This window comes from Cytobacillus sp. Bva_UNVM-123, assembly GCF_046351715.2.
Lineage (GTDB): Bacteria > Bacillota > Bacilli > Bacillales > Cytobacillaceae > Cytobacillus.
Window position 1 is genome coordinate 3,728,122 of record NZ_CM177772.1, and the last position, 25,623, is coordinate 3,753,744.

26 protein-coding genes and 1 pseudogene are annotated in these 25,623 nt (G+C 35.0%); 10 read left to right on the top strand and 17 right to left on the bottom strand.

What is annotated here, in order from left to right; genetic code table 11:
• Positions 1 to 181 precede the first annotated feature (181 nt).
• Complete coding sequence (dnaE, locus tag KDN24_RS19075; RefSeq protein ID WP_409972880.1) at positions 182 to 3,544, bottom strand: DNA polymerase III subunit alpha; 3,363 nt, start codon at positions 3,542 to 3,544, stop codon at positions 182 to 184.
• Positions 3,545 to 3,740: 196 nt separating this feature from the next.
• Here dnaE and ytrH point away from each other — a divergent pair, with 196 nt between their 5' ends.
• Together ytrH and ytrI are read left to right on the top strand one after the other, a co-directional pair.
• Entirely contained in the window at positions 3,741 to 4,076 is a 336-nt protein-coding gene (gene ytrH, locus KDN24_RS19080; RefSeq protein WP_409972881.1) for a sporulation membrane protein YtrH, read from the top strand.
• Positions 4,073 to 4,573, top strand: coding sequence for a sporulation membrane protein YtrI (gene ytrI / locus KDN24_RS19085; protein ID WP_409972882.1), 501 nt, complete (start codon positions 4,073 to 4,075; stop codon positions 4,571 to 4,573). Before ytrH ends, ytrI begins: the two co-directional genes overlap by 4 nt.
• 35 nt (positions 4,574 to 4,608) lie before the next feature.
• Here ytrI and KDN24_RS19090 read toward each other — a convergent pair whose 3' ends face one another.
• Positions 4,609 to 5,544 carry a DHH family phosphoesterase gene (locus tag KDN24_RS19090; protein ID WP_409972883.1) on the bottom strand — a complete coding sequence of 312 codons (936 nt, stop codon included), beginning with the start codon at positions 5,542 to 5,544 and terminating at the stop codon, positions 4,609 to 4,611.
• Between the two features lie 102 nt (positions 5,545 to 5,646).
• Between KDN24_RS19090 and KDN24_RS19095 the strand changes: the two genes are divergently transcribed.
• Entirely contained in the window at positions 5,647 to 5,943 is a 297-nt protein-coding gene (locus tag KDN24_RS19095) for a YtpI family protein (RefSeq protein ID WP_409972884.1), read from the top strand.
• Positions 5,944 to 5,979: 36 nt separating this feature from the next.
• On the opposite strand, the gene KDN24_RS19100 is transcribed toward KDN24_RS19095, so the two are convergent.
• A complete protein-coding gene (locus KDN24_RS19100) occupies positions 5,980 to 7,296 on the bottom strand; it encodes a DRTGG domain-containing protein (RefSeq protein WP_409972885.1) in 1,317 nt (438 codons plus the stop codon).
• A gap of 286 nt (positions 7,297 to 7,582) precedes the next feature.
• Entirely contained in the window at positions 7,583 to 7,822 is a 240-nt protein-coding gene (locus KDN24_RS19105; RefSeq protein WP_409972886.1) for a hypothetical protein, read from the bottom strand.
• A gap of 259 nt (positions 7,823 to 8,081) precedes the next feature.
• Between KDN24_RS19105 and KDN24_RS19110 the strand changes: the two genes are divergently transcribed.
• From KDN24_RS19110 to ulaA, 3 genes are read left to right on the top strand one after another with little or no spacing between them, the layout of a single operon-like run.
• Entirely contained in the window at positions 8,082 to 10,199 is a 2,118-nt protein-coding gene (locus tag KDN24_RS19110; RefSeq protein ID WP_409972887.1) for a BglG family transcription antiterminator, read from the top strand.
• 13 nt (positions 10,200 to 10,212) lie between these two features.
• Complete coding sequence (locus tag KDN24_RS19115) at positions 10,213 to 10,482, top strand: PTS sugar transporter subunit IIB (RefSeq protein ID WP_409972888.1); 270 nt, start codon at positions 10,213 to 10,215, stop codon at positions 10,480 to 10,482.
• A gap of 46 nt (positions 10,483 to 10,528) precedes the next feature.
• Positions 10,529 to 11,791, top strand: coding sequence for a PTS ascorbate transporter subunit IIC (gene ulaA / locus KDN24_RS19120; protein WP_491348115.1), 1,263 nt, complete (start codon positions 10,529 to 10,531; stop codon positions 11,789 to 11,791).
• 101 nt (positions 11,792 to 11,892) lie between these two features.
• Here ulaA and KDN24_RS19125 read toward each other — a convergent pair whose 3' ends face one another.
• From KDN24_RS19125 to KDN24_RS19140, 4 genes are all read right to left on the bottom strand, one after another.
• The gene (locus KDN24_RS19125; protein ID WP_409972889.1) at positions 11,893 to 12,573 is read right to left on the bottom strand and encodes a metal-dependent hydrolase; all 681 of its coding nucleotides are present in this window, start codon (positions 12,571 to 12,573) and stop codon (positions 11,893 to 11,895) included.
• Between the two features lie 127 nt (positions 12,574 to 12,700).
• Positions 12,701 to 13,612 (bottom strand): phosphotransferase family protein, encoded by a 912-nt coding sequence (locus KDN24_RS19130; RefSeq protein ID WP_409972890.1) that lies wholly within the window; start codon positions 13,610 to 13,612, stop codon positions 12,701 to 12,703.
• 72 nt (positions 13,613 to 13,684) lie between these two features.
• Positions 13,685 to 14,203 carry a saccharopine dehydrogenase family protein gene (locus tag KDN24_RS19135; RefSeq protein ID WP_409972891.1) on the bottom strand — a complete coding sequence of 173 codons (519 nt, stop codon included), beginning with the start codon at positions 14,201 to 14,203 and terminating at the stop codon, positions 13,685 to 13,687.
• Positions 14,204 to 14,439: 236 nt separating this feature from the next.
• Entirely contained in the window at positions 14,440 to 14,838 is a 399-nt protein-coding gene (locus KDN24_RS19140; RefSeq protein ID WP_409972892.1) for a MarR family winged helix-turn-helix transcriptional regulator, read from the bottom strand.
• A 198-nt stretch (positions 14,839 to 15,036) separates the two neighbouring features.
• On the opposite strand from KDN24_RS19140, the gene KDN24_RS19145 reads away from it, so the two are divergent.
• The gene (locus KDN24_RS19145; protein ID WP_409972893.1) at positions 15,037 to 16,134 is read left to right on the top strand and encodes a M24 family metallopeptidase; all 1,098 of its coding nucleotides are present in this window, start codon (positions 15,037 to 15,039) and stop codon (positions 16,132 to 16,134) included.
• Positions 16,135 to 16,532: 398 nt separating this feature from the next.
• Here KDN24_RS19145 and KDN24_RS19150 read toward each other — a convergent pair whose 3' ends face one another.
• A complete protein-coding gene (locus KDN24_RS19150; RefSeq protein ID WP_409972894.1) occupies positions 16,533 to 16,697 on the bottom strand; it encodes a hypothetical protein in 165 nt (54 codons plus the stop codon).
• A 110-nt stretch (positions 16,698 to 16,807) separates the two neighbouring features.
• Between KDN24_RS19150 and KDN24_RS19155 the strand changes: the two genes are divergently transcribed.
• The gene (locus tag KDN24_RS19155) at positions 16,808 to 17,257 is read left to right on the top strand and encodes a universal stress protein (protein ID WP_409972895.1); all 450 of its coding nucleotides are present in this window, start codon (positions 16,808 to 16,810) and stop codon (positions 17,255 to 17,257) included.
• Between the two features lie 262 nt (positions 17,258 to 17,519).
• Positions 17,520 to 18,182, top strand: a pseudogene (locus KDN24_RS19160) (HAD family hydrolase); the annotation flags it as partial.
• 67 nt (positions 18,183 to 18,249) lie between these two features.
• Here KDN24_RS19160 and KDN24_RS19165 read toward each other — a convergent pair.
• The 4 genes from KDN24_RS19165 to KDN24_RS19180 all read right to left on the bottom strand — a co-directional run bounded on the left by KDN24_RS19165 (position 18,250) and on the right by KDN24_RS19180 (position 22,067).
• Entirely contained in the window at positions 18,250 to 18,705 is a 456-nt protein-coding gene (locus tag KDN24_RS19165) for a GNAT family N-acetyltransferase (protein WP_409972896.1), read from the bottom strand.
• 245 nt (positions 18,706 to 18,950) lie between these two features.
• Positions 18,951 to 19,922 carry an ABC transporter substrate-binding protein gene (locus KDN24_RS19170; RefSeq protein ID WP_409972897.1) on the bottom strand — a complete coding sequence of 324 codons (972 nt, stop codon included), beginning with the start codon at positions 19,920 to 19,922 and terminating at the stop codon, positions 18,951 to 18,953.
• 164 nt (positions 19,923 to 20,086) lie between these two features.
• Positions 20,087 to 21,238 (bottom strand): rod shape-determining protein RodA, encoded by a 1,152-nt coding sequence (rodA, locus tag KDN24_RS19175; RefSeq protein WP_409972898.1) that lies wholly within the window; start codon positions 21,236 to 21,238, stop codon positions 20,087 to 20,089.
• A 184-nt stretch (positions 21,239 to 21,422) separates the two neighbouring features.
• On the bottom strand, positions 21,423 to 22,067 hold the full coding sequence (locus KDN24_RS19180; protein WP_409972899.1) for a DUF1232 domain-containing protein: 645 nt from the start codon (positions 22,065 to 22,067) through the stop codon (positions 21,423 to 21,425).
• Positions 22,068 to 22,570: 503 nt separating this feature from the next.
• On the opposite strand from KDN24_RS19180, the gene KDN24_RS19185 reads away from it, so the two are divergent.
• Positions 22,571 to 23,143: a GNAT family N-acetyltransferase gene (locus KDN24_RS19185; RefSeq protein ID WP_409972900.1), complete on the top strand. Its 573-nt coding sequence runs from the start codon at positions 22,571 to 22,573 to the stop codon at positions 23,141 to 23,143.
• Between the two features lie 107 nt (positions 23,144 to 23,250).
• Here KDN24_RS19185 and KDN24_RS19190 read toward each other — a convergent pair whose 3' ends face one another.
• From KDN24_RS19190 to KDN24_RS19205, 4 genes are all read right to left on the bottom strand, one after another.
• The gene (locus tag KDN24_RS19190) at positions 23,251 to 23,871 is read right to left on the bottom strand and encodes an NUDIX hydrolase (RefSeq protein WP_409972901.1); all 621 of its coding nucleotides are present in this window, start codon (positions 23,869 to 23,871) and stop codon (positions 23,251 to 23,253) included.
• 82 nt (positions 23,872 to 23,953) lie between these two features.
• Positions 23,954 to 24,472 (bottom strand): DUF4269 domain-containing protein, encoded by a 519-nt coding sequence (locus KDN24_RS19195; protein WP_409972902.1) that lies wholly within the window; start codon positions 24,470 to 24,472, stop codon positions 23,954 to 23,956.
• A gap of 17 nt (positions 24,473 to 24,489) precedes the next feature.
• On the bottom strand, positions 24,490 to 24,783 hold the full coding sequence (locus KDN24_RS19200) for a DUF2087 domain-containing protein (protein WP_409972903.1): 294 nt from the start codon (positions 24,781 to 24,783) through the stop codon (positions 24,490 to 24,492).
• Between the two features lie 39 nt (positions 24,784 to 24,822).
• Positions 24,823 to 25,569 carry a VOC family protein gene (locus KDN24_RS19205; protein ID WP_409972904.1) on the bottom strand — a complete coding sequence of 249 codons (747 nt, stop codon included), beginning with the start codon at positions 25,567 to 25,569 and terminating at the stop codon, positions 24,823 to 24,825.
• Positions 25,570 to 25,623: the final 54 nt, after the last annotated feature.

A 25,623-nucleotide genomic window follows, 5' to 3' on the forward strand; every position in this document is an offset into this window, starting at 1 on the left:
TAATCTTGTCCAATTTCATATCAAGCTTGCTCTAAATCAAAAGCACGATGGAGGCTTAAACTTTATACAACTAGTAACACATTTATTTCTCCCAATCAAACTGCTAAACTTAACTGTTATAATAGGTGGTCAGACCAGTTACCTCTTTAGAATATAACATATTTATTGTTGATGTAAAGTGTCATCGTTTTAGGATTACGTTGTTTTCACCAAGAATTTCTTTTAGTTCATCCATTACATTTTTCGATGAATTTATCCGATCTTCATCACCTAAACGCTTTCTTTTTTGAGTACTTTCATAGTAAATAACAACTTGGATATTCCCACTATTCCGTTTAAAAATATTTTTTAAAGCATAAAGCAGATCAGCATTTTCTTTTTCTTTCATTATTTTCAAATATAAAATTGGTTCTTTATCTTCTACTTTTTCAATAGCAGAATTTACATGTTCTATTTCCTGAATAATGAGCTGCCGTTTCCCTTCTCTTTCTTCCATTTTTCCTTCAATCACAAGTATGGCACCTTGTATTAAAAAAGCAGAAAAACGGCTGTAAACTGTCGGAAAAACAACTGCTTCCATATCATCTGACTCATCACTTAATGATAGAAACGCCATCGGTACGCCTTTTTTTGTACGAATTTTTTTCACTTCTGCTATATATGCAATTGTTTTTACCTTTTTTGCAGATGGTTTTAAATCTATGAGTGGCAAGGCGCCTAATCGCGGTACATATTGTTCAAAAACTGATACAGGATGATTTGATAAATATAAGCCAAGAACCTCTTTTTCCCGAGCAAGCTTATCTTCGGCTAACATTGATTCAACTTCTGTATATATCGGTTTTGGAAAAAACTGATCATCGCTAAAAAATTCATACTGTTCATCATCTGTTTTTAATAAAAGAGCATGGTCAAGCGCTGCATCTAACGTCGCAAGTAAAACTGCACGATCTTTCCCAAACTCATCGAAGCTGCCAGAATGTATTAACGCTTCCAACACTTTACGATTTACGGCTTTTTGTGACACTCTAATACAAAAATCAAATAAATCTGTAAAGCGATTATTTTTCCGTGCATGAAAAATTTCCTTCAATGCCGCTAGCCCAACCCCTTTAATGGCTGCCAAGCTGAATCTTATTGATTCTTTTTCAACGATGAAGGAATAGCCGCTATGATTGATAGATGGTGGAAGAATCGACAAATTCATTTGCTTCAATTCTCTAATATACTGTGCAACCTTCTCATCATTTCCCTTTACTGACGTAAGCAATGCCGCCATAAAATGTAATGGATAATGCGCCTTTAAATATGCGAGCTGATAAGAAATAAAGCTATAGGCAACTGCATGGCTGCGATTAAAACCATAATTTGCGAAACGGACGATCAAATCATAAATCTCCTCAGCTTTCTTTTCATCATAGCCATTTTTTAATGAGCCTTGAACAAAACGTCCGCGCTCTCTATCAAGTGCTTCCCGTTGTTTTTTACTTACCGCTCGCCTCAATAAATCGGCTTCCCCGAGTGAAAAGCCAGCCATTTTTGCAGCAATTTGCATAATCTGCTCCTGATAAACGATAACACCGTACGTGCTTTCAAGAATTGGAATTAAATCAGGGTGAGGGTATTCAATCTCTTGCTTTCCATGTTTTCTATCGATAAAAAGCGGAATATTCTCCATCGGACCTGGTCTGTTTAAAGCATTCACTGCAACAATATCCTCAAAACTAGTTGGCTGCAGCTTTTTCAGCACTCTTTGGACATATTCTGCTTCAAGCTGGAATATGCCTGACGTATTTCCACTTCCTAATAATGCAAAGGTTGCCTGATCATTTAGTGGAATCTCTTTTATTTGCAATGCTTTTCCTGTTTTTCTTTGAATGGAAGTTAAAACATTTTCAATTAAGGATAAATTCCTTAATCCTAAAAAATCCATTTTAAGCAAACCAACAGCTTCTAGATGTTCCATCGAATATTGTGTTAAATATACATCATCATGGCCAGTTTGAATCGGAATGACCTCCACTAGTGGGGTTTCGCTAATCACAACCCCAGCTGCATGGGTAGATGTATGTCTCGGCAATCCTTCGAGTTTAAGTGCTGTTTCAAACAGCTTATGATTCGAGGAAGACTCATGAATAAACATTCTTAATGAGTTCGATTCTTTATATGCAGCCTTTAAAGTTATTCCTAGCTTCGACGGGATTTTACGTGAAAGAATGTCCAGTTCTTGTGGAGTCAACCCAAACGCCCTGCCGACATCTCGAAGTGCAGATTTGGCTGCAAGTGTTCCAAATGTAATAATTTGTGCTACATGAAGTTCTCCATATTTTTGTGAAACATATTTAATGACTTCATCACGTCTATTATCAGGAAAATCAATATCGATATCTGGCATAGATATTCTTTCTGGATTCAAAAACCGCTCAAATAAAAGATGGTGCTCGATCGGATCAACATCGATTATATATAAAACATATGCAACCATTGAACCAGCCGCTGAACCTCTTCCAGGTCCAGTCAAAATCCCGTTTTCTTTAGAAAAACGCATGAAATCCCACACGATTAAGAAATAATCACTGAATTTCATTTTCTGAATAATATGAAGCTCATATTGAAGACGTTTTATATGCTCCTCCGAAGGGTTTTTATACCTTTCATGAAATCCTTTCCAACAAACTTCCTCAAGTAGGGCAGCAGCAGAGCGATTATTTTCGACAGGATACTTCGGTAAATTTTGCTGATGAAGCTCCAGCATAACATTACATTGCTCAGAAATTTCAATCGTATTTTGCAATGCTTCTGGGTGTGTAGAAAATAACTGAATCATCTCATCAGCTGTTTTTAAATAATATTCCTCACTATCAAGTCGAACGAATCCTTCATCAGCTAATTTCACACCTTCTTTAATCGCTAATAAGCATTCATGTGCAAAAGAATCCTCTTTTTCTAAATAATAAACTTGATTAGAAATGGTTAATGGGATACCAGTTTCTGAACTGATTTTCTTAATACCGGCTTGAACCTTTGCTTCCCGCTCTGTTTGATGATTTTGAAGGGTAAGATAAAACTGTCCCTTTTCGAAAATATGTTGATATTGCTCGGCGACACTTTTCGCCTGCTCATATTCATCGCCTTCCAATTCATGCTCGATTTCCCCATCTAACCCTGGACTAATGGCAATTAATCCTTTTGAATAAGCTCTCAGCCACTTTACAGGAATTCCATCTGGAGATTTTGTTTGAACGACACTTGTAATTTTTAAGAGATTTTGAAAACCAGTATTGTTTTTGGCTAAAAGGACGAGAGGGTAAGACTCTGAAGCCGTCTTGGCACTTAAGACATCAACCGTTAAGCCGAGAATTGGTTTGATTTTATGTTTTAAACACTCCTTATAAAAAGCGATCGCCCCATACATCACATTGCGATCGGTTAACGCAAGAGCTGAAAACCCTTTTTGTTTTGCGTTCGCAACTAATTGTTCAACCGTAGCTGTGCTAGAAAGTAAACTATATGCACTATATACATGAAGGTGAATAAATGACACACTCGTTCACACCCTTACTCTTCTATATATATCTATTATAGGACGGTCATTTGAAAAAAGAAAATATGTTCTCGTTTTAATGACAAATAATGTTTTTAGTAAATATCATAATTTTAAAGGATTGTCCATATGATTTATAAAGCAAGCTTCCCGCAATTGAGCCTTTAGAAAATTCGTATAGTTAGGAAGGATGAGTATGAAAATCCAACCTTTTTTTGCTTCTTTACTTGATAGTTACTTTATTGCTTTCGGTGTCCTCATAGGTGGATCGATTATTGGCAGTCTAGCAGCTTTTTTAACTGGAAAGCCACCTTTAACTGAAGCCTATCGCATTTCTAATATCATTCGAATTTGGGCCATTATTGCAGCGATTGGCGGAACATTTGATACGGTATACAGCTTTGAAAGAGGCGTTCTAGATGGTCAAACGAAGGATATTTTCAAGCAATTTTTATTAATTTTAGCTGCGCTAGGTGGGGCTCAAACTGGTGCAATGCTCATAAACTGGCTAACAGGCGAGCATGTTTCATGAGAATCCCTCCCTATTATCGCCAATCATCTTGGCAGCGTTTCTTAGCAGGTGCAGCGATTGGCGGGATCATTAGCTGGTTTATTTTTTTATTTATATTTGGGGAGTGGCATGAAAAATATAGTATGCTTATAAAAAAACAAAGAGAGGAGATCGATAAGCTTAAAGATGATATAAAAATATGGCAAGAGGACTTTAAAGAATTAAATAAAATAAATCGTGAACAGCTAACCATTCAAGAAATAAAAATCAAAATAAAAAATAGTGAAAAATATAAGATGGATTCGTACAGTGTCTTTGAAATTGAAGAGCAACTAAAAGAAGATATTAATATGATGTTAGCTAAGGATATTGATACCGTCTATAAAAGTAGAGAGTTAATTAGAAAGATTATCGAGAATAAAGTTTTTAAAGTGAATGAAAAACGTTATCGTGTTGAAGTAAAAGAGATCGTTATTTATACAACCTTATCCATCCAATTAGATATAAGATTGGATTGACCATTAAATCGCCCGGCATTACGCCGGGCTTTTCATTAGTTTTTACACACTTCTTCTAAATCTTTGATGACAGCATACATATCATCCCAGGAATAAATGGAAGCACCTGCTGCGAGAGGATGCCCACCGCCATTATAGTTTCTTGCTATGCCATTAATGATCGGACCTTTTGAACGCAAGCGAACACGAATTTGATCCTCTTCCTCAATAAAGAACACCCATGCCTTAATACCGGCAATATTTCCAAGGGTGCCAACAAGCAGTGAAGCTTCTGAAGGTTTAACATGAAATTCCTTTAATAATTCCTTCTTTAAAATCATGACACAGACACCATTTTGTTTTAGCTCAAAATTTTGGAGCACATAGCCGTTTAATTTTACAACATTCGGTGATAGTTCATACATTTTGTCAAATAGCTCATGTCTAGAAAAGTTGTAATGAATTAATTCACCCGCATAAGCGAATGTTTTCTTTGAAGTACTTGGAAAAAGAAATCTCCCAGTATCGCCAACAATTCCTGCAAACAATAATCTTGCAGCTTCATCAGACATTTTTAAGCCCTTATCTTTTCCAGCTAAATAAAACTCATAAATCATCTCACTGACAGAACTAGCATCCGTATCCACCCACATCAAATCCCCATAGGGGTCTTCATTCGGATGATGATCGATTTTTATAAGTTTATCTCCTAAATCATATCGATGGTCACAAATTCTTTCAGCATTTGCTGTATCACATACGATGACCAATGCACCTTCATAAGTACTATTTGGAATTTGATCAAGTCTGCGGAGATAGTGGAGTGTTTCCTCCTCTTTTCCTACTGTATAAATATTTTTATCAGGGAATGATGCCTTCAAAATCTCGGCTAGCCCACCCTGTGAACCGTACGCATCTGGATCAGGACGAACATGTCGATGAATGATAATTGTTTCATATTGTTTAATCAAATCCAATATTTTATTTTTCATTTGAATCTCCTTTTAAAAAATAGTAATGAAACACAACTTATAGCATTTTTTTCGGTTTCCCGTTAAAATGGAAGCAGATTGATGAAACTCGGAGGTTATGAAATGCCTATTTTAGTCATTTTAATTACAATTTCCCTTTCATTTTATATATTTTATAAAGTGAAGTATGTAAGAAGCAAGCGGCCTGTAGAAAGAAAATGGATTTCGTCAAAGTCATCTGTTGCTCTTGGTTTGTTTGTCACTCTTTTTGGAGTAAACCAACTGTTTTTAAACGGGAACACTGTTACCTATATTATTGCCGTCATCTTCATCCTCTTAGGTGGCTATAATATATTTGGGGGTGTGAAAGCCTATCAATATTATTTTCCCCTCGCTGTCGAGGAAGCCAAAAATAATTAATTTGGGAAAGCCGTTCCATAATAGGAACGGCTTGTTTTATCTCTCAATTAGTTGGCACATCATCATTGCTTTACCGACAAGTACCCCTTCATTGAAAACTTCTACATCAACTTTTCCGAATTTCCGCCCAACTTCTAATACTTTCGGATAAATTTCAAGCGTGCTTTCAATTTGCACAGGCTTTAAAAAGTAAATGGTCATGTTTTCGACGACAAGATCCCCTTTTTTATAATTTCTTAGCACTCTGTTCGCTGCTTCAGAAACAATCGTTGTAAACACTCCATAAGAGATTGTCCCAAGATGATTCGTCATTTGCGGAGTTACTTCACACCTGTATGTATCTTCACCTTTTGGTTTTTCCCTTGTTAAAACAAGTTGATTTGTGACTATATCATCAATTGTCTCCCCAACTTGCGGCTGTCGTTGTATCATTTGTAAGGCCTTTAACACATCTTGTCTACTAATAATTCCAGCAAGCTTATTAGAATCATCAACAACGGGAAGAACTTCTATCCCTTCCCAAACCATCATATGAGACGATGAAGCTACACTTGTCTTGCCTCTTACGGTCATAGGGTTTTTCGTCATGATTTTTTCAACTGGGGTATCAGGTTCATGTCCCATAATATCTTTAGATGTTACCATCCCCTGCACCTTCATGTTTTGATCAACAACAGGAAAACGGCCGTGTCTAGTTTCGCGATTATAATGTAGCCAATCTGCAACGGTATCCGTCGTTTTTATATATACCGTCTCCTTGAGCGGTGTTAAAATATCTTCGACAAGCACGATTTCCTTCTTAATTAATTGGTCATAAATCGCTCGGTTAATCATCGTCGCAACAGTAAAAGTGTCATAGCTACTAGAAATAATCGGGAGTTGCAACTCATCTGCTAGCTTTTTTACATGTTCTTCTGTATCAAATCCTCCCGTGACAAGCACAGCTGCACCAGCCTTTAAGGCCAATTCATGTGCACGCGTTCGATTCCCGACAATGAGTAAGCTTCCTGCATCTGTATAACGCATCATCGCATCAAGCTGCATTGCACCAATTAGAAACTTATTCAGTGTTTTATGCAGGCCGTCTCTTCCTCCCAATACTTGCCCATCAACAATATTGACTACTTCAGCAAAAGTAAGTTTTTCAATATTTTCCTTCTTCTTTCGTTCAATTCGGATTGTGCCCACACGTTCTATCGTACTGACATACCCTTTGTTTTCTGCATCTTTTATCGCTCTGTATGCAGTTCCCTCACTCACTGTTAGAGCCTTGGCAATCTGTCTGACAGATATTTTTTCTCCAACTGGTAATTCATCAATATAACGTAATATTTGTTCATGCTTCGTAGCCAAGACGTTCACCCTTTATCATTTCAAATTCGCCAAGGCGAATTTGCGCACAGACTCTTTTATCGAACTAGTTCGATAATCCCCCCTAAAAATCTAATGCATCCGCCAAAGGCTCTAACTTTATTCAGCTAATATTTAGATCATTTCTGATAAATGTTATAAAATCAACTCATTATTTTTGGGATTAACAAATTGCCCTGAATAAAGTTAAATTTCCTATAATTTCATTATACGGTTAATAACGTCTTGATTTCAATTCGGTATGGATTAAGTTAACTCATTTCAATTGTTATCGATAAAAGGAACGTGCTCTTTTTCTATCATTTAGCACTTGAATTTCTCTCTTGCTAACTTTCTTTGGAACGTATAGCAAAGCTGTTAAATTGCCAGCTATAACGATAAGTGCAAAAGCTAGCCACGAAATAGCAAAAATCCCTTGCAACCCTTCACTAAAAATATTTAGCCTAGGAACTGCAATATAAAGAAGTGCTCCACATACTAGCAAACAAAGTAAATAACGGTTTTTCATGTATTTCCCTCCCTGAAAAAGCATTCTTCTATATATTTATGCAGACAGGCTAGAAAAATGTATTTATCCTTTCACACCGCTATTTTCCGCTCTATGAAAGTTTTCAAAGAAAGAGTGCTTTCGAGAGTGCAATTTTTGCAAAATGATTTTCACAACAATCGGACTTCTGTTTAAAACGATGAGTAGTATAATTGAAATAGAGGGAATTTTCTTATATTTATAATTGATTTTTTCAGCTTGGAAGGAAGGAGCGCTCCAAGTGATATTAGACCAACGCTGCATTGCCGTACTAACCAAGATTGCTTACGCACCATCATTTGTTTCCCCCCTTGAACTAATGGAAGAGTTGAATGTTTCCAAACGTACAGTCTACTATGATGTCGGAAAAATTAATGATTGGTTAAAGGATAATCATTTAGAAAAACTTATTTATATTAGAACAGCTGGATTTTATCTTGATGATAAATCTAAGAAAAAGATTAGAACGAAGCTTTCACAATTTAATCAAGAAAAGGATTATGAGTTTTCTCCTGAAGAACGAGTGGCATGGGCTGCCATCTTCATTTTGACAAGGGAATCTAATCTTTTTCTGCAAGAACTTATCGATCGATTGAAAGTAAGTCGAAGTACATTACTAGCTGACATTCGAGAGCTCAAATTGCTTCTAAAGCACTTTCAAGTTGATTTAAAATTTCATAAAACTTCTGGATATTATGTAGAAGGTGAAGAATTACAAAAACGAAAAGTAATCATTTATTTTTTATCACAAGTGATGACATATAAAAGTGGATTTGACTTATTATCAGAAATTCAATCGACTATTCAGCATGAGAAGCAAACGAACCATGATTTTTTAAATCATTTTTATTTAGATACAATTTATCAAATTTTAACGAAATCTGAGCCCATATCAGGGGTTTTTTATACTGATGAAGTCATCCAAACATTATGTGTTCATTTATTTTTACTTATTAAACGCTTTAGTCAAGGAAAACATATCTATATGGATCCAGTTGAAAAGAACGTAATTAAAAATACGTGTGAGCATAAGGCTGCCCAATATATTTGTAGAGAAATTGAAAACGCCTTCAAGATAATTGTTCCGGAGGATGAAACATATTACATTACTACCCATCTATTAGGAGCAAAAATTAGTAATTATCATCCGACAAAAGTGGATAACCAAAATTCTGCGAGCTTGAAACAAATCATTTCCAATATGGTAGATGATTTTCAAAAGTATTCTTGTGTTTTTTTCGAAAACCGGACGGAACTGGAACGCAATTTATTCTTTCATTTAAAACCCGCTTATTTCCGAATTAAATATGGGGTGAAATTAGATAATTCGTTAGCAAAATCGCTGCAAGATTCATATCATGATCTTTTTATACTAACAAAGAAAGTCGTCCACCATTTTGAATATGTTTTAGATAAAACCATTTCAAATGATGAAGTTGCTTATATTGCTATGCATTTTGGAGGTTGGATTGATAAAGAAGGTGTACAAGTAGAAAAGAGACAAAAAGCTGTTATCGTTTGTGCAAGTGGAATTGGTACATCGCGAATTCTTCAGAAGCAAATTGAAGAATTAATGCCAACAGTAGATGTTGTTCATATTATGACCGTTCGTGAGTACGAAAAAAGAGAACTACACGGAATTCATTTTATTATTTCTACTATTCCAATTACAGAAAAACAGCTGCCAGTATATATTGTCAATCCCATTTTAACGAATACAGAAAAGGAATTATTATTAAAGCAGCTTCAGCCTGAACAAACCGTTTCTCAACTTGCAAATATTGATGCACTAATGAATATTATCCGCAGCCATGCAAGCATTACAGACGAAGAAAAGCTATACAATGAATTAAAAAAATATTACAAGCACAAGATGGAATTCAACATGGAGGTGCTATATAAACCGATGTTAAATGAATTGCTTACCGAAGATAAAATTCAATTTATAGATAAAGCAGAGAACTGGGAGAGTGCCTTACAATATGCCGCACAGCCGTTGCTAAATGATCATTCGATTACACAAGGCTACATTGATACGATGATTCATAATGTTCATTCCATGGGCCCTTATATCGTTATTGCTCCAGAAATTGCCCTTCCACATGCTCGGCCAGAAGCTGGTGTAAACAAGCTTAGTATGAGTTTCCTACAACTAAAGCAAAGCTGCTCTTTCTCAGATAAGCCAGAGCATCAAGTTCGCCTAATATTTGTATTAGCGGCAATTGATAATGAATCACATTTAAAGGCGCTGTCTCAATTATCTAGTATGTTATCAGATCAAAGCAATTTAGAAAAATTGCTTTTAGCGAAAACAGCTGATGATGTGGTGAAAATAATAAATCGATATTCGCATGAATAAGGAGGAATTTTCAATGAAAAAAATTTTAGTTGTTTGCGGTAATGGTTTAGGGAGTAGCTTTATCGTTGAAATGAATGCCAAAAACGTCTTAACTGAGCTAGGTATAGAAGCTGAAGTTTCTCATACTGACTTAACAACTGCCAAAACAGAAAAAGCAGATATATACCTTGGTCCAAAAGATATTATCACGACATTAGATGATGGAACAAGAACGATTGTGGGACTGACAAACATATTAGATCAAAATGAATTAAAAACTGCCCTTCAAGCACATTTAAGCTAATTTACTTTCTTGACTCATAAAAAAAAATTAGAGGGAGGGGAAATAAGTGTTTGATTTTATTATGAATGATATTTTAGGGACTCCTGCCATTTTAGTTGGTTTATTTGCACTTTTAGGTCTTACTCTTCAGAAAAAAGGGATAACAGATATTATTTCCGGGACACTGAAAACCATTATGGGTTTCTTAATTCTTGGCGGTGGAGCTTCAATATTAATCGGCTCACTTGATATCTTTGGAAAAATGTTTGAGGAAGCCTTTCATATTAAAGGTGTAATTCCTAATAATGAGGCGATTGTAGCCATTGCTCAACAAACATTTGGGAAAGAAACAGCCATGATTATGTTGTTTGGGATGCTTATGAATATTATTATCGCTCGAATAACACCGTTTAAATATATTTTCCTGACAGGGCATCATACATTATTTATGGCCTGCTTAATTTCAGCCGTTTTTGCTACGGGTGGAGTAACGGGGTTGCCATTAATTATAATCGGTTCGATTCTTCTGGGCTTATTAATGGTCTTTATGCCTGCATTGCTTCAGCCTTATGTTCGCCAAATAACGGGGAATGATACGATTGCTGTTGGGCATTTTGGATCATTAGGCTATTTCACAGCTGGCTTTATTGGCAAGCTTGTTGGTGATAAGTCAAAATCGACAGAAGATATTAATGTACCGAAGTCACTAGGCTTTTTACGCGACACATCAGTTGCAATGTCATTAGCTATGGCGATTTTATTCTTAATCATTGCACCTATCGCAGGAAAAACCTATGTCGAAACAGAATTAAGTGGTGGAGTCAATTTCCTTGTGTTCTCCCTTATACAAGCCATCACATTTGCAGCTGGAGTATATGTTGTGCTTGCAGGTGTCCGTATGCTAATTGCTGAAATTGTCCCAGCATTTAAAGGAATTGCTGATAAAATTGTCAAAGACGCAAAGCCAGCCCTTGATTGTCCAGCTGTATTCCCATTTGCGCCAAATGCTGTCATTATCGGTTTTATCTTTAGCTTTATGGCTGGATTAATCTCTATGTTCTTACTGCCTATCATTGGATTAAAAGTGATTGTTCCTGGACTTATCCCTCATTTCTTTACAGGTGCAGCGGCAGGAGTATTCGGCAATGCTACAGGTGGTAGACGCGGAGCCATGATTGGTGCTTTTGCTAATGGTCTATTAATCTCTTTCCTTCCAGCATTTTTACTGCCAGTTTTAGGATCATTAGGATTTGAAGGAACAACTTTCGGGGATTCTGACTTTGGACTTGTTGGAATTTTATTAAGCTTTTTAATCAAATTATTTTCTTAATTAAAAAACAGGATAATCATACTGAGTCAGAGCATAAAAACAGAGAGTCCAATCGACTCTCTGTTTTTATTTGTACGTAAGATGTATATGTTTGAATCGTTTTATAATTCGATCGCTTCTCCAGCTTCAAGAACTACCCCAATACCTTCATCTAGCATTTCAATAAAGTTATAAGGATCCTGCTTAATAGGCGGGAATGTGTTATAGTGCACAGGTACAACTTGCTTCGCTTCGAGTAGTTTGGCGGCATAGGCTGCATCTTCCGGACCCATTGTGAAGTTGTCGCCTATCGGCAAGAAAGCAAGGTCAATTGGATGCCGCTCACCAATTAATTTCATATCAGAGAAGAGCGCAGTATCACCAGCATGGAAAATGGTTTTTCCTTCCACTGTTATGAGAACACCAGCAGGCATACCTAAATAAATAATTTCTTTATTTTCCGTCACAAGTCCTGTTCCATGAAATGCCGGTGTCAGCTTTACTTTACCGAACTCGAACTGGTATGCACCACCAATACTCATACCATGTGTCTTTAAGCCTTGCCAGCTTAAATAGGTAGCTAATTCAAAATTCGCAATAACGAGTGAATTATGTTTTTTCGCCAGTTCTACTGTATCGCCAAGATGATCGCCATGTCCATGAGTAACGATAATAACATCAGGCTTTACATCGCTCACTTTTACATCTGTTAAATCATTCCCTGTAATGAACGGGTCAATTACGATTGTCTTGCCTTGTGACTCAATCTTCACAAATGAATGTCCATGAAATGATACCTTCATCCTTATTCCCCTTTCAATTCTTAGAATTATGTAGACTATTTCAACGAAAATTCAATTTATCCTGCTTTCTTCGTGTAATGATAAGTTTATCTTACTTCATATTTCAAAAAAAGCTGAACGATGTTTATTAAAGGTATTTTGTTATTTCAGCGATTAAAGTTTGGACACGCTTTAGATAATGCTCCCTTTTCTTTACATCATCAATGAACGAAGTGAACAGAATAGACAACATGAATACCGTATCTAAACGATAAATTAATTGAATGGGTCTATCCGTTTTTTCAAGAATGGTATGATTATTATAACCTAGTAAAAAGGCTTCCTCCTGCAATTCCTGTGTTTCTGATATTCTCATCAGCTCCATAATTGGATTGCCAATAAAGGAATTATCCCAATCGATAATAGCCTTAATACTGCCTTTTTCACCTATTAAGTTGGGGCGTCTAACATCAAGATGCAATAGACAGTCATCTGTTCGCGCTGTATTTAGAACCGCTTCCAGCTCTTCACTAGATGGTAAGATCATGTTGAAGTTTGTTCGTTCACTTAGTGTTTGTGCACGGTTTATGATTCTATTCGCGATGACGTTACTTAATGATTGCTGATTTTGATCAATAATGGATAAACCATCTAAAGGGATTTTATGTATATGAGCAACAAGCTGACCGATATCAAAGGAAGAAAGAGGACTATCATCTCCTGCAACGAAATCAGAAACGAGAAAATTGATTTCCTTGCTTAAATAAAGCTTCTGTACTTTAGGAACTGGGAGTTTGTATTTATCACAATGCTCGGCTATCATAGCTTCCTTTTTTAATGAAATAACTCCACTTGAATGCTTATCCATCATATTCTCTTCTGGTCGCCAAGGCGTTCTGACTGCAAGTAATCCTAAGTTCTTTTCTTTTATTTGAAAAACAGCATTTATGACCCCACTGCCAATTAGTTTTATATCTTCTATCTGCCATCTTAAATTATGAGTGCATACATTTGAAATGCTAGACTTTAATTGTTCAATCGTTTTGTTTGTCAAATCCATTTATTCTTTTCCTTTCTGTTTTCTTCCTATTATCATAACATCTCGTAACAAACCTTTCATGTTCATCATTTTTTAGAAAGGATTTTCGATTACTCTCATTTTCACCTCGGGGATAGAAATCTCCTCCTGAAAAAGATCGATAGGAAACAGTTGTTCCACATGATATACTCCTTTTGAATAGGTAGAATGATAAATTTCCTCTGCTACTTTGGCAGCAATTTGAGCGGTAATCGTTGATTCATGTTTACTATGAAAGAAACATTCAGCTAAGACTTGTTTTCCGTTCGCTTCGCCCCATACATCTACTTTTACTGTACATATTTCTTTTCCCCATTTGATTTTACTTAGTAATGAAACAATTCCGTTTTGTATTATTAGATATTTTAATAGTTTAAAGAATTGTAGTTTTTTTAAAATCGCAATAAACTCTGTGATCATTTTTGAATCAAAGCATAATCTCGTTGAAACCGTTGGAACAGATAATGTATTAGGGAGAACATGCTGATCAGAGAAGTTAAATCTAAATCCCCTTCTCTTACCTAAATGTCCAAATGTCGTTGTTTTTCCATCATTAAAGCTATCAACGATCATTATCCCCCCACCACTTATTTTCTTCAGTTTTCCATCACACCGAATGTAATAATCGTAACCCCGTTTCAGAATAATGCTTTCTAGATTATGTACACACCAAAAATAATACGCTTTGACTTTACTTCTTCTCTCTAGAGTCTTACAACCCGCAAATCAATAAATTGTTTAGTAACTAAACTAATTAATTAAAAAATAGACTGCTGCACGATGGAAAATGTGATACAGTCCATTATCCTTTATTCAATAGTGTTAGCCATTAATTCTTCCGTAAATAGCTTCAGTCCTTTTTCAAAAACAGCGATTTCATGAGCTTCTAATTGTTGACTTAGTTTTCGATAAAATTGCTGGTGCATAGCTTGGTGCTCTTGAAAAGCAATTTCTCCTTTCTTCGTTAATGTTAAAAGAATAGCCCGTGAATCTGTCGGATGAGCTTTTCTTAATACAAGTTCTTTTTTTTCTAACTTGCTAACTAGCTGTGTCACAGCCCCTTTCGTAATACTCAGTTTATTGGCTAATTGGCTCATCAACACATCACCATTTAACCCGATAGCATCAATTGTATGAATTTCACTTGGGGTTAACATTCCGGCTTCTCCAAATGTTCTTGGACTTCGCTCTAAACGTTGTAACTGCATAATTAATCTACCAATTCGTTCACTCTGGTCTGTCAAAGTAATATTATTATTATTCATATAATTAGTATAGCAACTAAACTTTTTAGAAGCAACTTACAATAACAAAAAAACATTTTATTCTTTTCTTCTTGTTGAAAAGTTTACTTTTGCTCAATTAGTTGCTACTCTTTTTATATTACATACTTAGGAGGTCATTTCATGAATACAAGGTTACAAAAATTATCCGAATGGATGAAGGAAAATAATATTCAAGTTAGCTTTATAACAGCACCAGATAACGTCTTTTATTTTAGCGGCTTTTTAAGCAACCCTCATGAACGCCTTCTAGCGTTAGCCGTTTTTCAAGATGAGGAGCCTTTCCTCGTTTGCCCTGCTTTAGATAAAGCGGATGCAAAAAATGCAGGTTGGAGCAATGAAATCATTAGCTATTCAGATATTGAAAACCCATGGGAATTAATCAATAAGTCGATCAATCATCGTCTCAAGAAGGTAGAAAAGGTTGCCATCGAAAAAGAGAATTTGAATGTTGAGCGCTATGAGGTACTTACCCAAATTTTCAATGGTGCACAATTTGTTTCTGCAGAAGAAAAACTAAGAAAGCTTCGTATGGTTAAAGATGAAAAGGAGCTTAAAATTATTCGTGAAGCATGTGCCCTTGCTGATTATGCTATTGAGGTAGGCTGTGACGAAATTAAAGAAGGCAAAACTGAACTTGATGTTCTAGCAGCTGTCGAATTTGCACTTAAGAAAAAAGGCGTAAGAGAAATGTCTTTTTCCACAATGGTGTTAACTGGAGCTAATGGTGCATCTCCTCATGGAAACCCAGGATTAACCAAAATTAAAAAAGGCGATTTTGTCCTTTTTGACTTAGGTGTTATTGTTGATGGCTATTGCTCAGACATCACGAGAACAGTTGCATATGGTGATATAAATGAGAAGCAAAGCGAAATTTACGAAACCGTCTTGAAGGCTCAGCTCGCAGCAGTTGAGGCAAGCAAACCTGGGGTATCTTGTGCTCGTGTTGATTTAACAGCGAGAAATATCATTGCTGCAGCAGGCTATGGCGACTACTTCCCACACCGTCTCGGTCATGGATTAGGAATTAGTGTACATGAATACCCTTCCTTAACGGAAACAAACGAACTTTTACTTGAAGAAGGAATGGTGTTCACAATCGAACCAGGCATTTACGTACCAGGGGTGGCAGGAGTTCGAATTGAAGATGATCTAGCAGTCACAAAAAATGGAGTTGAAATATTAACGAAGTTCCCGAAACAGTTGCAAATCATTAAATAAAGCGAAAAACCAGGCCAAAATGGTCTGGTTTTGGTACATTTTAAAGCTTTTAATCAATCTTATTGCAAATTCCTGATAGAATTCAGCAAATCCCATTTTTCCGATATATCGGTCATTTTCCGGATTTATCGGCCTCTTTCGAGATATTTCGGCCATTTTCCGGATATTTCGGTCACTTTCCGGATATTTCGGCTATTTTCCGGATTTATCGGCCCTTTTCCGGATTTATCGGTCACTTTCCGGATATTTCGGCCACTTTCCAGATATATCGGCCATTTTCCGGATATTTCGGCCACTTTCAAGATATATCGGCCACTTTCCGGATATATCGGCCACTTTCGAGATATATCGGACATTTTCCGGATATATCGGACATTTTCGAGATATATCAGCTTCTTTCACTTTTTATGGTTTATATCATTTAAAATCTCATCTTTATTTAACTCTTCATTATTATCTTCAGATTGTACAACTACCCCACTATTATAAACAGCCATAATTTGCTCGCTCACTTCGTTTGTTCCCTCTTCATTGAACCCGTTTGTCTCATATCTCTCCTTCATTTTTATCCTTCCTTTTTATAAAAATAATCTGGTAATAAGTATTATTTGATTAATTGTCACTGTTATTCACGACTTGGTATTGTATAATTAAGGTAAAGGAGGAGATAAATATGGGGTTGAAATATACTAATATTTTAGTTGCAGTTGATGGTTCAACAGAGGCTGAGTGGGCTTTTAAAAAAGCGATTGAAATTGCAAAACGAAACGATGCACAAATTACTTTAGCACATGTTATTGATACTCGTACATTCGCTACAGTGGAAGCGTATGATCGAACAATTTCGGAAAGAGCCGATATGTTTGCCAGAGAATTAATGGAAAAATATAAAAGCCAAGCAATTAAGGCAGGGGTTCCCCAAGTTGAATATATCATTGACTATGGATCTCCAAAAATTATTATTCCAAAAGAGATCGCTAAGAAAAATAAAGTTGATTTAATCATCTGCGGTGCAACTGGATTGAATGCTGTTGAACGCTTCTTAATCGGCAGTGTATCTGAAAATATTACCCGCTATGCTCCTTGTGATGTTTTAGTCATCCGAACAAATAAAGAAGAGTAAATTTTTCACTCATATTTGTTAAGTAAAAAATTGTTAAACCAATCTTTATATAAAAATGTAGTGAGAGCGTCACATTTGTTGAATATCCAACTTATGTGACGCTCTTTGTAGTATAGAATATTATTAGCCTTTATTAGTGTATCAGTTAAGTAAATTTACTCTTCTCATAAGAAAGCCTGCAGTTCATCGTAAATAGTTGATAGACATTATAAAAGTGATAAGCTTATTATGATGATGTATATGAAAATTGGAAAAATCGGAGGATAACAGCATGTCTCGCGCATTTATTTTTGATATGGATGGTACTTTATTTCAAACCGATAAAGTTCTAGCCTTATCTTTAGAAGAAACATTTAACGATTTAAGCGCACAACATTTATGGGAAAAAGAAACACCACTTGATCAATTCCGCGAAATTATGGGAGCGACTTTACCGGTCGTCTGGAAAACATTATTGCCAAACCATTCTAATGATATTAGAGAAAAAGCGAATGAATATTTCCATAAAAAATTAATTGAACAAATTAACAATGGGAAAGGTTCTTTATATCCGAATGTTGAAGAGCTCTTTACTTATCTCAAAAATAATCATTATGCAATATTCATCGCAAGTAATGGCCAAATCGAATACTTAAGCACCATTGTAAAATATTATGGGCTCCACAATTGGGTGACAGAAGTTTTTAGCATCCAACAAATTGATTCTCAAAATAAAGCTGATCTCGTTCAGACCATTATGGAGAAATATAAAATAGTTAAAGGTGCGGTTGTTGGAGATAGATTATCCGATATAAAAGCCGCCAAAAGCAATGGGCTTGCCGCAATCGGCTGTCGCTTTGACTTTGCACAAGAAGATGAGCTATTACACGCTGATCTTATTATTGATGATTTACTTGAGGTAAAAAATCATATGAGTCTTTTTTAAGTTTTTAGTTTTATTGCCATAAAAAATGTGTGCCAGAACTCTGACACACATTTTTTTAAGCTTATGTTTAATTATTTATATATTTTATTACAGCCATTTCCTTCCCAAATCTATCACCATTATCAATAAATCCTAAGCTTGCATATAAATAATGGGCACCTACATTCTCAGGTCGATAACCGACAATCACCTTTTTAGCCTTTGGTAACTTGGCAATTTCTGAAATCATCAGACTAGTAGCTTCTTTGCCAATCCCTTTACCTTGATAATTCTTATCGATCATGATTCGATAGATCCAATACCCATTAAGTTCTTCTAGAACAGTATTGTACATTAAAAAACCAACTACTTTTTCTTTAAAATAAATTGCATATGGCCTTAATGTAGGCTCGTATTTTGATTGGACAATGGATATGGCATTTGATTCAATAAATTCTTTTTGATTTTCTGAAACCTCTAACACGCAGCAATCATACCAATTTTCAGCATTCAATTCTACTAATTTAACATCTTCAATACTCATATTACTTCCCCTTTCTAAATTTCGGGGAAATGCTGAAGCAATTCGTTAACTAGGCATTATCCCCTTAAAAATATGAACAAAAACAAATTTGCTGTTTAACATAATGAACGCCCCCTTAACTAAATTGATCAGAAATCAAATCTTCATTTCTGAATTACTTTATTATACCAAATAATATGAATGGTTCTCCTCGTTTTTTAATATTTGTATAGTCGTAGAGTTTTTCGTACCGGGCAAAGGACAGCCTATTTAGTTGTCAAACTCTCAATAATAAAATCTAGCTGCTTGTCTAATGATACCGGGTCATTAAAAAATGCGGCATTTGTATCTAATTCAAATACTTTGCCCTCTTTAACTGCAGGGAGTTCCTTCCACAAGGAACTTCCATAAAAATCTTCGGGGTCTCCATTATTTTCTTGCCAAGGACATGTAAAAATATAGTCTCCCGCAAACTCAGGTAGCGTTTCCAGAGAAAACTCAGTCCATCCTTTGCCACTATCAATTGCGTCCTTTTGGACTAATTCTGGAGCCTTTAATTCAAATTCGCCATAGATAATTTCGCCACCTCTAGCATAGTTATGACCATACGCATAGATTCCCTTCGAAAACGGTGACAAAATGGATATTGTTTTATCGCCAACGACTTCTTGTACTTTTGCTTTGCTTTCATTTATTTTACGATTCCAATTAGTTAGCCAAGCATCTGCTTCCTTTTCTTTTCCGATTATTTTACCAAATTCCTTTAACTGTTCCTTATAATCCTTCTCTCCATAATTAACCGCTATTGTTGGCGCTATTTTCTCGAGCTTTTCATTCAGTTCAGCCCCATTGAATGTAATAATCAAATCAGGGTTCATCTCTAATATTTTCTCGACAGAAGGGTTTGACGCGTCACCTATACTTTCTATGCCATCAAGCTCACCTTCAAAATATTTGTTCCCCATAGCATAATCCGAAATTCCAACTGGTTTTACACCTAAAGCGATAAAATGTCCGACATAGCTATCTGCAACAACAACAATTTTTTCTGGATTTTTAGCATACTCAATTTCACCATTTGCCGCTTGATAAGTAACTGTTTCGTTCTTTTGACTAGATTCATCGACATTTTGGTTCGCTTCAATACTCTTTTTATCGGTAGTTTCTCCACAAGCAGCCAATACTCCAATAAATAATATTACTAAAACCATTTTTGAAAATTGTTTAATATTCCACATTATATGTATCATCCTTTTCTTTATTATATGATATTGATAATCATTATCATTTAATATTATATGATAACGTGGAAATAAAGTCTATCCTTTCCAAAACCTTTAGGTAAATAAAAAAGATGCTTGGATAAATTCCAACGCATCTTTTTTGAGTCAAAATAGGATCCTTACTCATTACTAAACATATATTTCTTTGATCTTATATTCACACTTATCACTAAGCCTAAAGCAATCATATTCGTTAAAAGCGAGCTCCCCCCATAACTAATAAATGGGAGAGGAATCCCTGTAATCGGCATCAGCCCGATTGTCATCGCGATATTTTGAAAAGCTTGAAAGGAGATTAATCCGATTGTTCCTGCACATAAATAACTCCCAAAAACATTATTGGCATTCAGGGCAATGATGACGATTCTAAAGATCAAAATAAAATACAAACCTATCAATATCGATGCACCAATAAACCCAAATTCCTCTCCCACTACAGAAAAAATAAAATCCGTATGTACTTCAGGAATTCTTCCACTTTGCACTTGTGTACCAAGGTTAAAGCCGCTGCCCCTCAATTGGCCAGCACCGATCCCACGAATGGCTTGTGTTAATTGATATCCATAGGAGGAGGCAAATTCATTCGGGCTAAGCCAGCCATAGATTCTTTCTAGCTGATGGGGTTTAATCACTTTTATAAAAATATCGAAAAAGTGATTGTGCAAATAAACAAGGAGTGCCAGTAAAGCTGCAAATCCAGCAGTTAATAAACCAATCATTTTAAATGAAATACCTGAAACGATAATAATTGTTACCGTAATCGCCATAATGACTAGTGCTGAACCTAAATCAGGCTGAACTAAAATTAAATAAAATGGAACTAATGTTGCGATAACGATCCTGATAGTAATGGGAATACTATCTTTAAAGGATAAAGTTTGCCGACCATATTTATTCATTAAAACTGCTACGTAAATAATAATAAAGATTTTCATAAATTCTGAAGGCTGTAATTCAAAGAAACCAAGATTAATCCATCTTTGCGAACCATTTTTAAAGGTTCCGTAAAAATGAACAAGGATTAATAATCCAATTCCAGCAAAATACAAGGGAAGGGCTATCCTATCAAGTAGCTCATAATCAAAATACGCCACCCCAGTCATAACACCAATTCCAATAACATACCAAATCATTTGCCTTTTTACAAAATAATAGGGATCATAAGAAACATATTGTCCTGAACCACTATAGACCATTATTAAACTAAATATTAAAAAACATAATATCGTAAGAATTAATATTGTATCAACTCGAGATTCCCTTTTATTCAATACATCATCGCCTCTTATCTTCTCTATTTACTAAGGCTCTACTCAAAAAGAAAAACACCTTAACATAATTGAAGGTGTTTAAGAACCTAAAATATGCGAGTAAAAAAGACTTTTACTTATTTCCTATTCCGTTTATTTATTCGCAATATGTGTAACCTTGAAGGTTGTGATCGTTCAGAATAAATCAAATTTGTTTAATACTTTTAGATTTAAGAACAAGCTGCACCGCAATCGCATCATCTAAATAACCAATCGGAAATAGATAATCAGGAAGCACATCAACAGGCAAAATGAAATAGATTAATGCTCCACCGATAATTGCAAGTTGAGCACAAGTGCCCCTTTTAGCGCAAAAATCTTCGTACATTTGTTTTAAATGACGAATAAATGGACCAATACTGCCAACTTTCTTAAGCTTTTCATCAAACTGTTGAAGAATCATTTCTTTTCCTTCTTCGGTTTGTGTGTATTGTTCATACTTCGCTAATTGTAGCTCAACACTTTCTAAAGTGAATTTTTTATCATACATATTAGAAGCAGCAAGGAAATTTTGAATGCTTTCGACAGAGGCATGCAAATCTGTATCTTCTTGTTTTTTTTCATATGCATAGCCTGCAGAAACTAACAATTCTGAAAGAGGAACTTCCAAACAACTAGCAAATTTTTGTAAATGATGTATATTAGCTTTACGCTTCCCACTCATAATTCGCGAAATCGTTGCTTTATCAATTTCAGTTAGTTCACTTAGTTTTCGCATAGACAATGAACGTTCATCTAATCTCTTTTTTAGTAATGAACCGAGATTATTATTATATAAGTCTTTAATCATCAGCTATTTTCCTTTCGAGCTAATTCTAAGGAGTTGGTTACTGTTTATTCAAAAAGAATGCTCATATCGCATAAAATTTTCATAGGTAATTCGACAAAAACAGTTTGGTATTACCATAAAACATCGTTGACATTTTGTCAACGCTAAACAGCTATTTAGACAACGCTGTTTTTGATAGTGTGATATATATTTATTTTTTTTGGAAAGATGACTGGAAATATTTAGATATTTGAAATAAAATCATTATATAAAAAGTATTAAGAATGCTTCAAAAATCTGATGCAGCTGCTATTACAAACATTGTAATAATTTGCATTTGAAGAAAAGCATACCATAAAGTACTGGCTCGTTACTTTAAATCGAAACTAGCTTCTGGTAAAGTTTTGCAAAAATTAGGAATGGAACAGGAGGGAATATTAATTGATCATGTGGGGTAATAAAATCGCTACGAAGATTTGATCTATTATGGAATGATTAACTCACAAGATTGATAATCGTAGATTATGGACAATTTATTTACAATAGACTGTGGAGAAATATTACTAAGAGAGTTTAGAATTGAAGATGTAGACGCTATTTATAACCTTACTTCGCAACCAGAGGTTTATGAATTTTTGCCAGACTGGCATTCAACAAGAGAACAACGATTAAACTGGGTTACAAATTATGAGATACCATCCAATAAAGAGTTTTTGTCAGCAGTGCCTAATATCGCTGGGCATAACTATTTGAAGCTAGGTATAATCTTAAAAGAAACAGATGAATTTATTGGTTTCTGCAATACAGGAATTAAAGAAGAACTAAATGAACCAAATCGAGAAATTGCTTTTGCTATTTCAAAACATTACAGAAATCGAGGCTATACAACAATAGCAGTAAAAGCATTGATGAAATATTTGTTTGAGAAAACAGATGTTGAACTTCTAAATACGATTGTTCTTCCACACAATGTAAGCTCAAATAGAGTCATTCAAAAATGTGGATTTCGTTATAATGGAGATATTAAAATAGAGGACCAACAGTTTTATCATTACACTCTTACGAAAGAAGAGTGGGAAAGTAAAATATTGTTATAAAAAAATTAATTAAAGACTTTAAGTTAGTGAGAAAGGGAGCTACGGCCAAAACGGAGCTCCCTCTTCTATTTATCCATAATTTTAACAAGACTCTTTGTTGTCGTCGCCTATAAGTTCATCTTTATCATTTCTATAACACTTTTATAATATGAGGAATCGTGAGGGACAAAATCGCTTTTGTTTACTTTTTTATTAATGATAGATTTGCTTCCAGAATGATTAATTTCAAAACCTTCAACATGAATTTCATCTATTTCACCAAACCAAAGCTGAGTAAAATCATTGAATTTTGCTTTTACAATTCCCGATACTTCTTCTTTTTGTAAAATAAAGTCATGGAAGTCATTTTTACTTTTATATAAAAAAACACTCGCAAATTCTTTATCAATAAAATTATTTAGTAAGACGCAATATTTAATCTGTCCCAATGGCACTAAATCACGAATGGTCACTTCAATGCCTAATTCTTCTTTTATTTCCCTTACCCCATCATCAATGGTTTCATTAGCTAACAAATGCCCAGCCGCCGTAATATCGTATAAATTGGGATAATCTTTTTTGTTTTCACTTCTAATTTGCAAATAAACATAATCAGTCCTATTTTCTATACTTACAAACCAGCAATGAAAGGCTTCATGCCAATGTCCAAGTCTATGTACTTCTTCTCGTGTTGCGATCCCTATTTGATTTTTGTGTTCATCAAATATTTTTAGTAATTCACTTTCCATCAAAAACGCCTCAACTTTATCTTGATTAGATGCTCTTTAATAGTCGTTTTATTTTAGCAGTTTCTCCATTATATTCTTCCAATCATTTTCTCGCAAACTCAATTAACTTCTCGTATGGATCTCCTTCTAAACCTAATGCTATACAAAATGCTGGCTCCGTTTTATACCCTTGTTGCTTTAATCCTATTACCTTTTCCCTTAATTGAGGGATTTCCTTCATAAGATGATATTCAATTAACATATGAATATATGCGTATTGCTTAAAAACTGGTTGGGGCTGAGCAAATAACTCAAACTCAAAATCGCCAAACATAAAGTTAGCCTTCAAAACTGGCAAATTTCTAATCTTTGTCTCCTTTATCCTAAAGTCCTGTTTATCGTGGTAGAGTGATTCAACTTTTGCTCTAAACGGTGGAAAATCATTCACTTCGAAGATAATATCTAAATCTGAGCCTTCAACATCAATCCCGATCGGAATGGTTCCACATAGTACAGGTTGAAAATCTGCTAAATCCTTCATGACCCCTAAAGTTTTTATAACTGAGTAGGCTTTCTGCTGCCTTTCATTTCCGCCATTTAAATATTCAATCGTTTGAAACATCATAACTCCTTATCTGTTTATAATGGATGATTTACCCAATAATCTTTGCAATCTGTACTTCTTTCAAGCAGCTTGTAATCAACTAAATATCTTCGTAATATAGCAAAATCAGGATAGAATGCTTTAATGATTTCATTCACTTCCTTCTCGCTATACACTGTTCCTTTCGAGAATTTATTCATTAGCTCTAATAAAATAATGACCTTTCGCTTTTCTTTACTTGGCAATTCTTTAAGGACCCCATCTTTAATAAAGGCCGCTATTGTTTTCTCCCGCTCTTCTTCTGTAAAATGAAACTTATCAATATACATTCTGCAACATCCTTTTCCAAGAAAAATGGTTCTGCATATTTAACTATTTCTAATAAGCAAGTTCCCTATTTCTAGTTGTTTAGAGGTGTATTCACTATGATGACAATCAAGCGATACTTCAACTTTATATGTATTGGATTCAATAAATGAAATCGTTTGCGTTCCAAGTTCTACTGTAATGGTTCCTTCGGTTTCATAATAATTTGCGAATAATGCTGAAATTATGCTCTTATCGTTTTCTGTTAAAGCCCCATATATTTTTACTTGAGAAATCCCTTGGATATTATTTTCTCTGCTGTTAGGTACCATATACTGCTGCATGAACTCCTTACTTTTTTCATCATTGAGCTGTTGTAGGAAGAATTGAAATGGAACTCCTTCAAATTTCGGCAAATATGAGTTTTTCCATGGCATAGTCCTTGTGAATAGATTAAAAAACCATCGAAATCTCAATGGTTCAGGCTGGGAAACTTCCGTTATTCTCCCTTTAAGTTCCTTGTAAGTCGCTTCAATATCATCTACTTCTAAAGCAAAACCCATTAGACCTCTATGCCCCTGATGATACTGCTCTGTCCAACTTTCAACCCAGCCTCCGCCATCTTTGCTTTTAATGCGAACAAACTCAAAATATTCGTTTCCAATCCATAAATTAGAAACTTTAAATCCTTTTGTTCCTTTCCCCCATTTTGGTTTATATGGCAAACCCATAGAATGAACCATATTAATAAATTCTTTATCTTCCTGTACATAACTATCAATATTTACGACTAAATGATCAATTTTCATTTTTTAACTTCCCCTTGTTTATAAACATACAAATTTTAGTAATATTTTACACTA

Excerpts from the sequence above, each read along its gene's own strand:
- ytrH (WP_409972881.1), top strand. The coding sequence starts at position 3,741 with ATGAAAATCCAACCTTTTTTTGCTTCTTTACTTGATAGTTACTTTATT.
- ytrI (WP_409972882.1), top strand. The coding sequence starts at position 4,073 with ATGAGAATCCCTCCCTATTATCGCCAATCATCTTGGCAGCGTTTCTTA.
- KDN24_RS19090 (WP_409972883.1), bottom strand. The coding sequence starts at position 5,544 with ATGAAAAATAAAATATTGGATTTGATTAAACAATATGAAACAATTATC.
- KDN24_RS19095 (WP_409972884.1), top strand. The coding sequence starts at position 5,647 with ATGCCTATTTTAGTCATTTTAATTACAATTTCCCTTTCATTTTATATA.
- KDN24_RS19105 (WP_409972886.1), bottom strand. The coding sequence starts at position 7,822 with ATGAAAAACCGTTATTTACTTTGTTTGCTAGTATGTGGAGCACTTCTT.
- KDN24_RS19115 (WP_409972888.1), top strand. The coding sequence starts at position 10,213 with ATGAAAAAAATTTTAGTTGTTTGCGGTAATGGTTTAGGGAGTAGCTTT.
- KDN24_RS19125 (WP_409972889.1), bottom strand. The coding sequence starts at position 12,573 with ATGAAGGTATCATTTCATGGACATTCATTTGTGAAGATTGAGTCACAA.
- KDN24_RS19130 (WP_409972890.1), bottom strand. The coding sequence starts at position 13,612 with ATGGATTTGACAAACAAAACGATTGAACAATTAAAGTCTAGCATTTCA.
- KDN24_RS19135 (WP_409972891.1), bottom strand. The coding sequence starts at position 14,203 with ATGATCGTTGATAGCTTTAATGATGGAAAAACAACGACATTTGGACAT.
- KDN24_RS19140 (WP_409972892.1), bottom strand. The coding sequence starts at position 14,838 with ATGCAGTTACAACGTTTAGAGCGAAGTCCAAGAACATTTGGAGAAGCC.
- KDN24_RS19145 (WP_409972893.1), top strand. The coding sequence starts at position 15,037 with ATGAATACAAGGTTACAAAAATTATCCGAATGGATGAAGGAAAATAAT.
- KDN24_RS19150 (WP_409972894.1), bottom strand. The coding sequence starts at position 16,697 with ATGAAGGAGAGATATGAGACAAACGGGTTCAATGAAGAGGGAACAAAC.
- KDN24_RS19155 (WP_409972895.1), top strand. The coding sequence starts at position 16,808 with ATGGGGTTGAAATATACTAATATTTTAGTTGCAGTTGATGGTTCAACA.
- KDN24_RS19165 (WP_409972896.1), bottom strand. The coding sequence starts at position 18,705 with ATGAGTATTGAAGATGTTAAATTAGTAGAATTGAATGCTGAAAATTGG.
- KDN24_RS19170 (WP_409972897.1), bottom strand. The coding sequence starts at position 19,922 with ATGTGGAATATTAAACAATTTTCAAAAATGGTTTTAGTAATATTATTT.
- KDN24_RS19180 (WP_409972899.1), bottom strand. The coding sequence starts at position 22,067 with ATGATTAAAGACTTATATAATAATAATCTCGGTTCATTACTAAAAAAG.
- KDN24_RS19185 (WP_409972900.1), top strand. The coding sequence starts at position 22,571 with ATGGACAATTTATTTACAATAGACTGTGGAGAAATATTACTAAGAGAG.
- KDN24_RS19190 (WP_409972901.1), bottom strand. The coding sequence starts at position 23,871 with ATGGAAAGTGAATTACTAAAAATATTTGATGAACACAAAAATCAAATA.
- KDN24_RS19195 (WP_409972902.1), bottom strand. The coding sequence starts at position 24,472 with ATGTTTCAAACGATTGAATATTTAAATGGCGGAAATGAAAGGCAGCAG.
- KDN24_RS19200 (WP_409972903.1), bottom strand. The coding sequence starts at position 24,783 with ATGTATATTGATAAGTTTCATTTTACAGAAGAAGAGCGGGAGAAAACA.
- KDN24_RS19205 (WP_409972904.1), bottom strand. The coding sequence starts at position 25,569 with ATGAAAATTGATCATTTAGTCGTAAATATTGATAGTTATGTACAGGAA.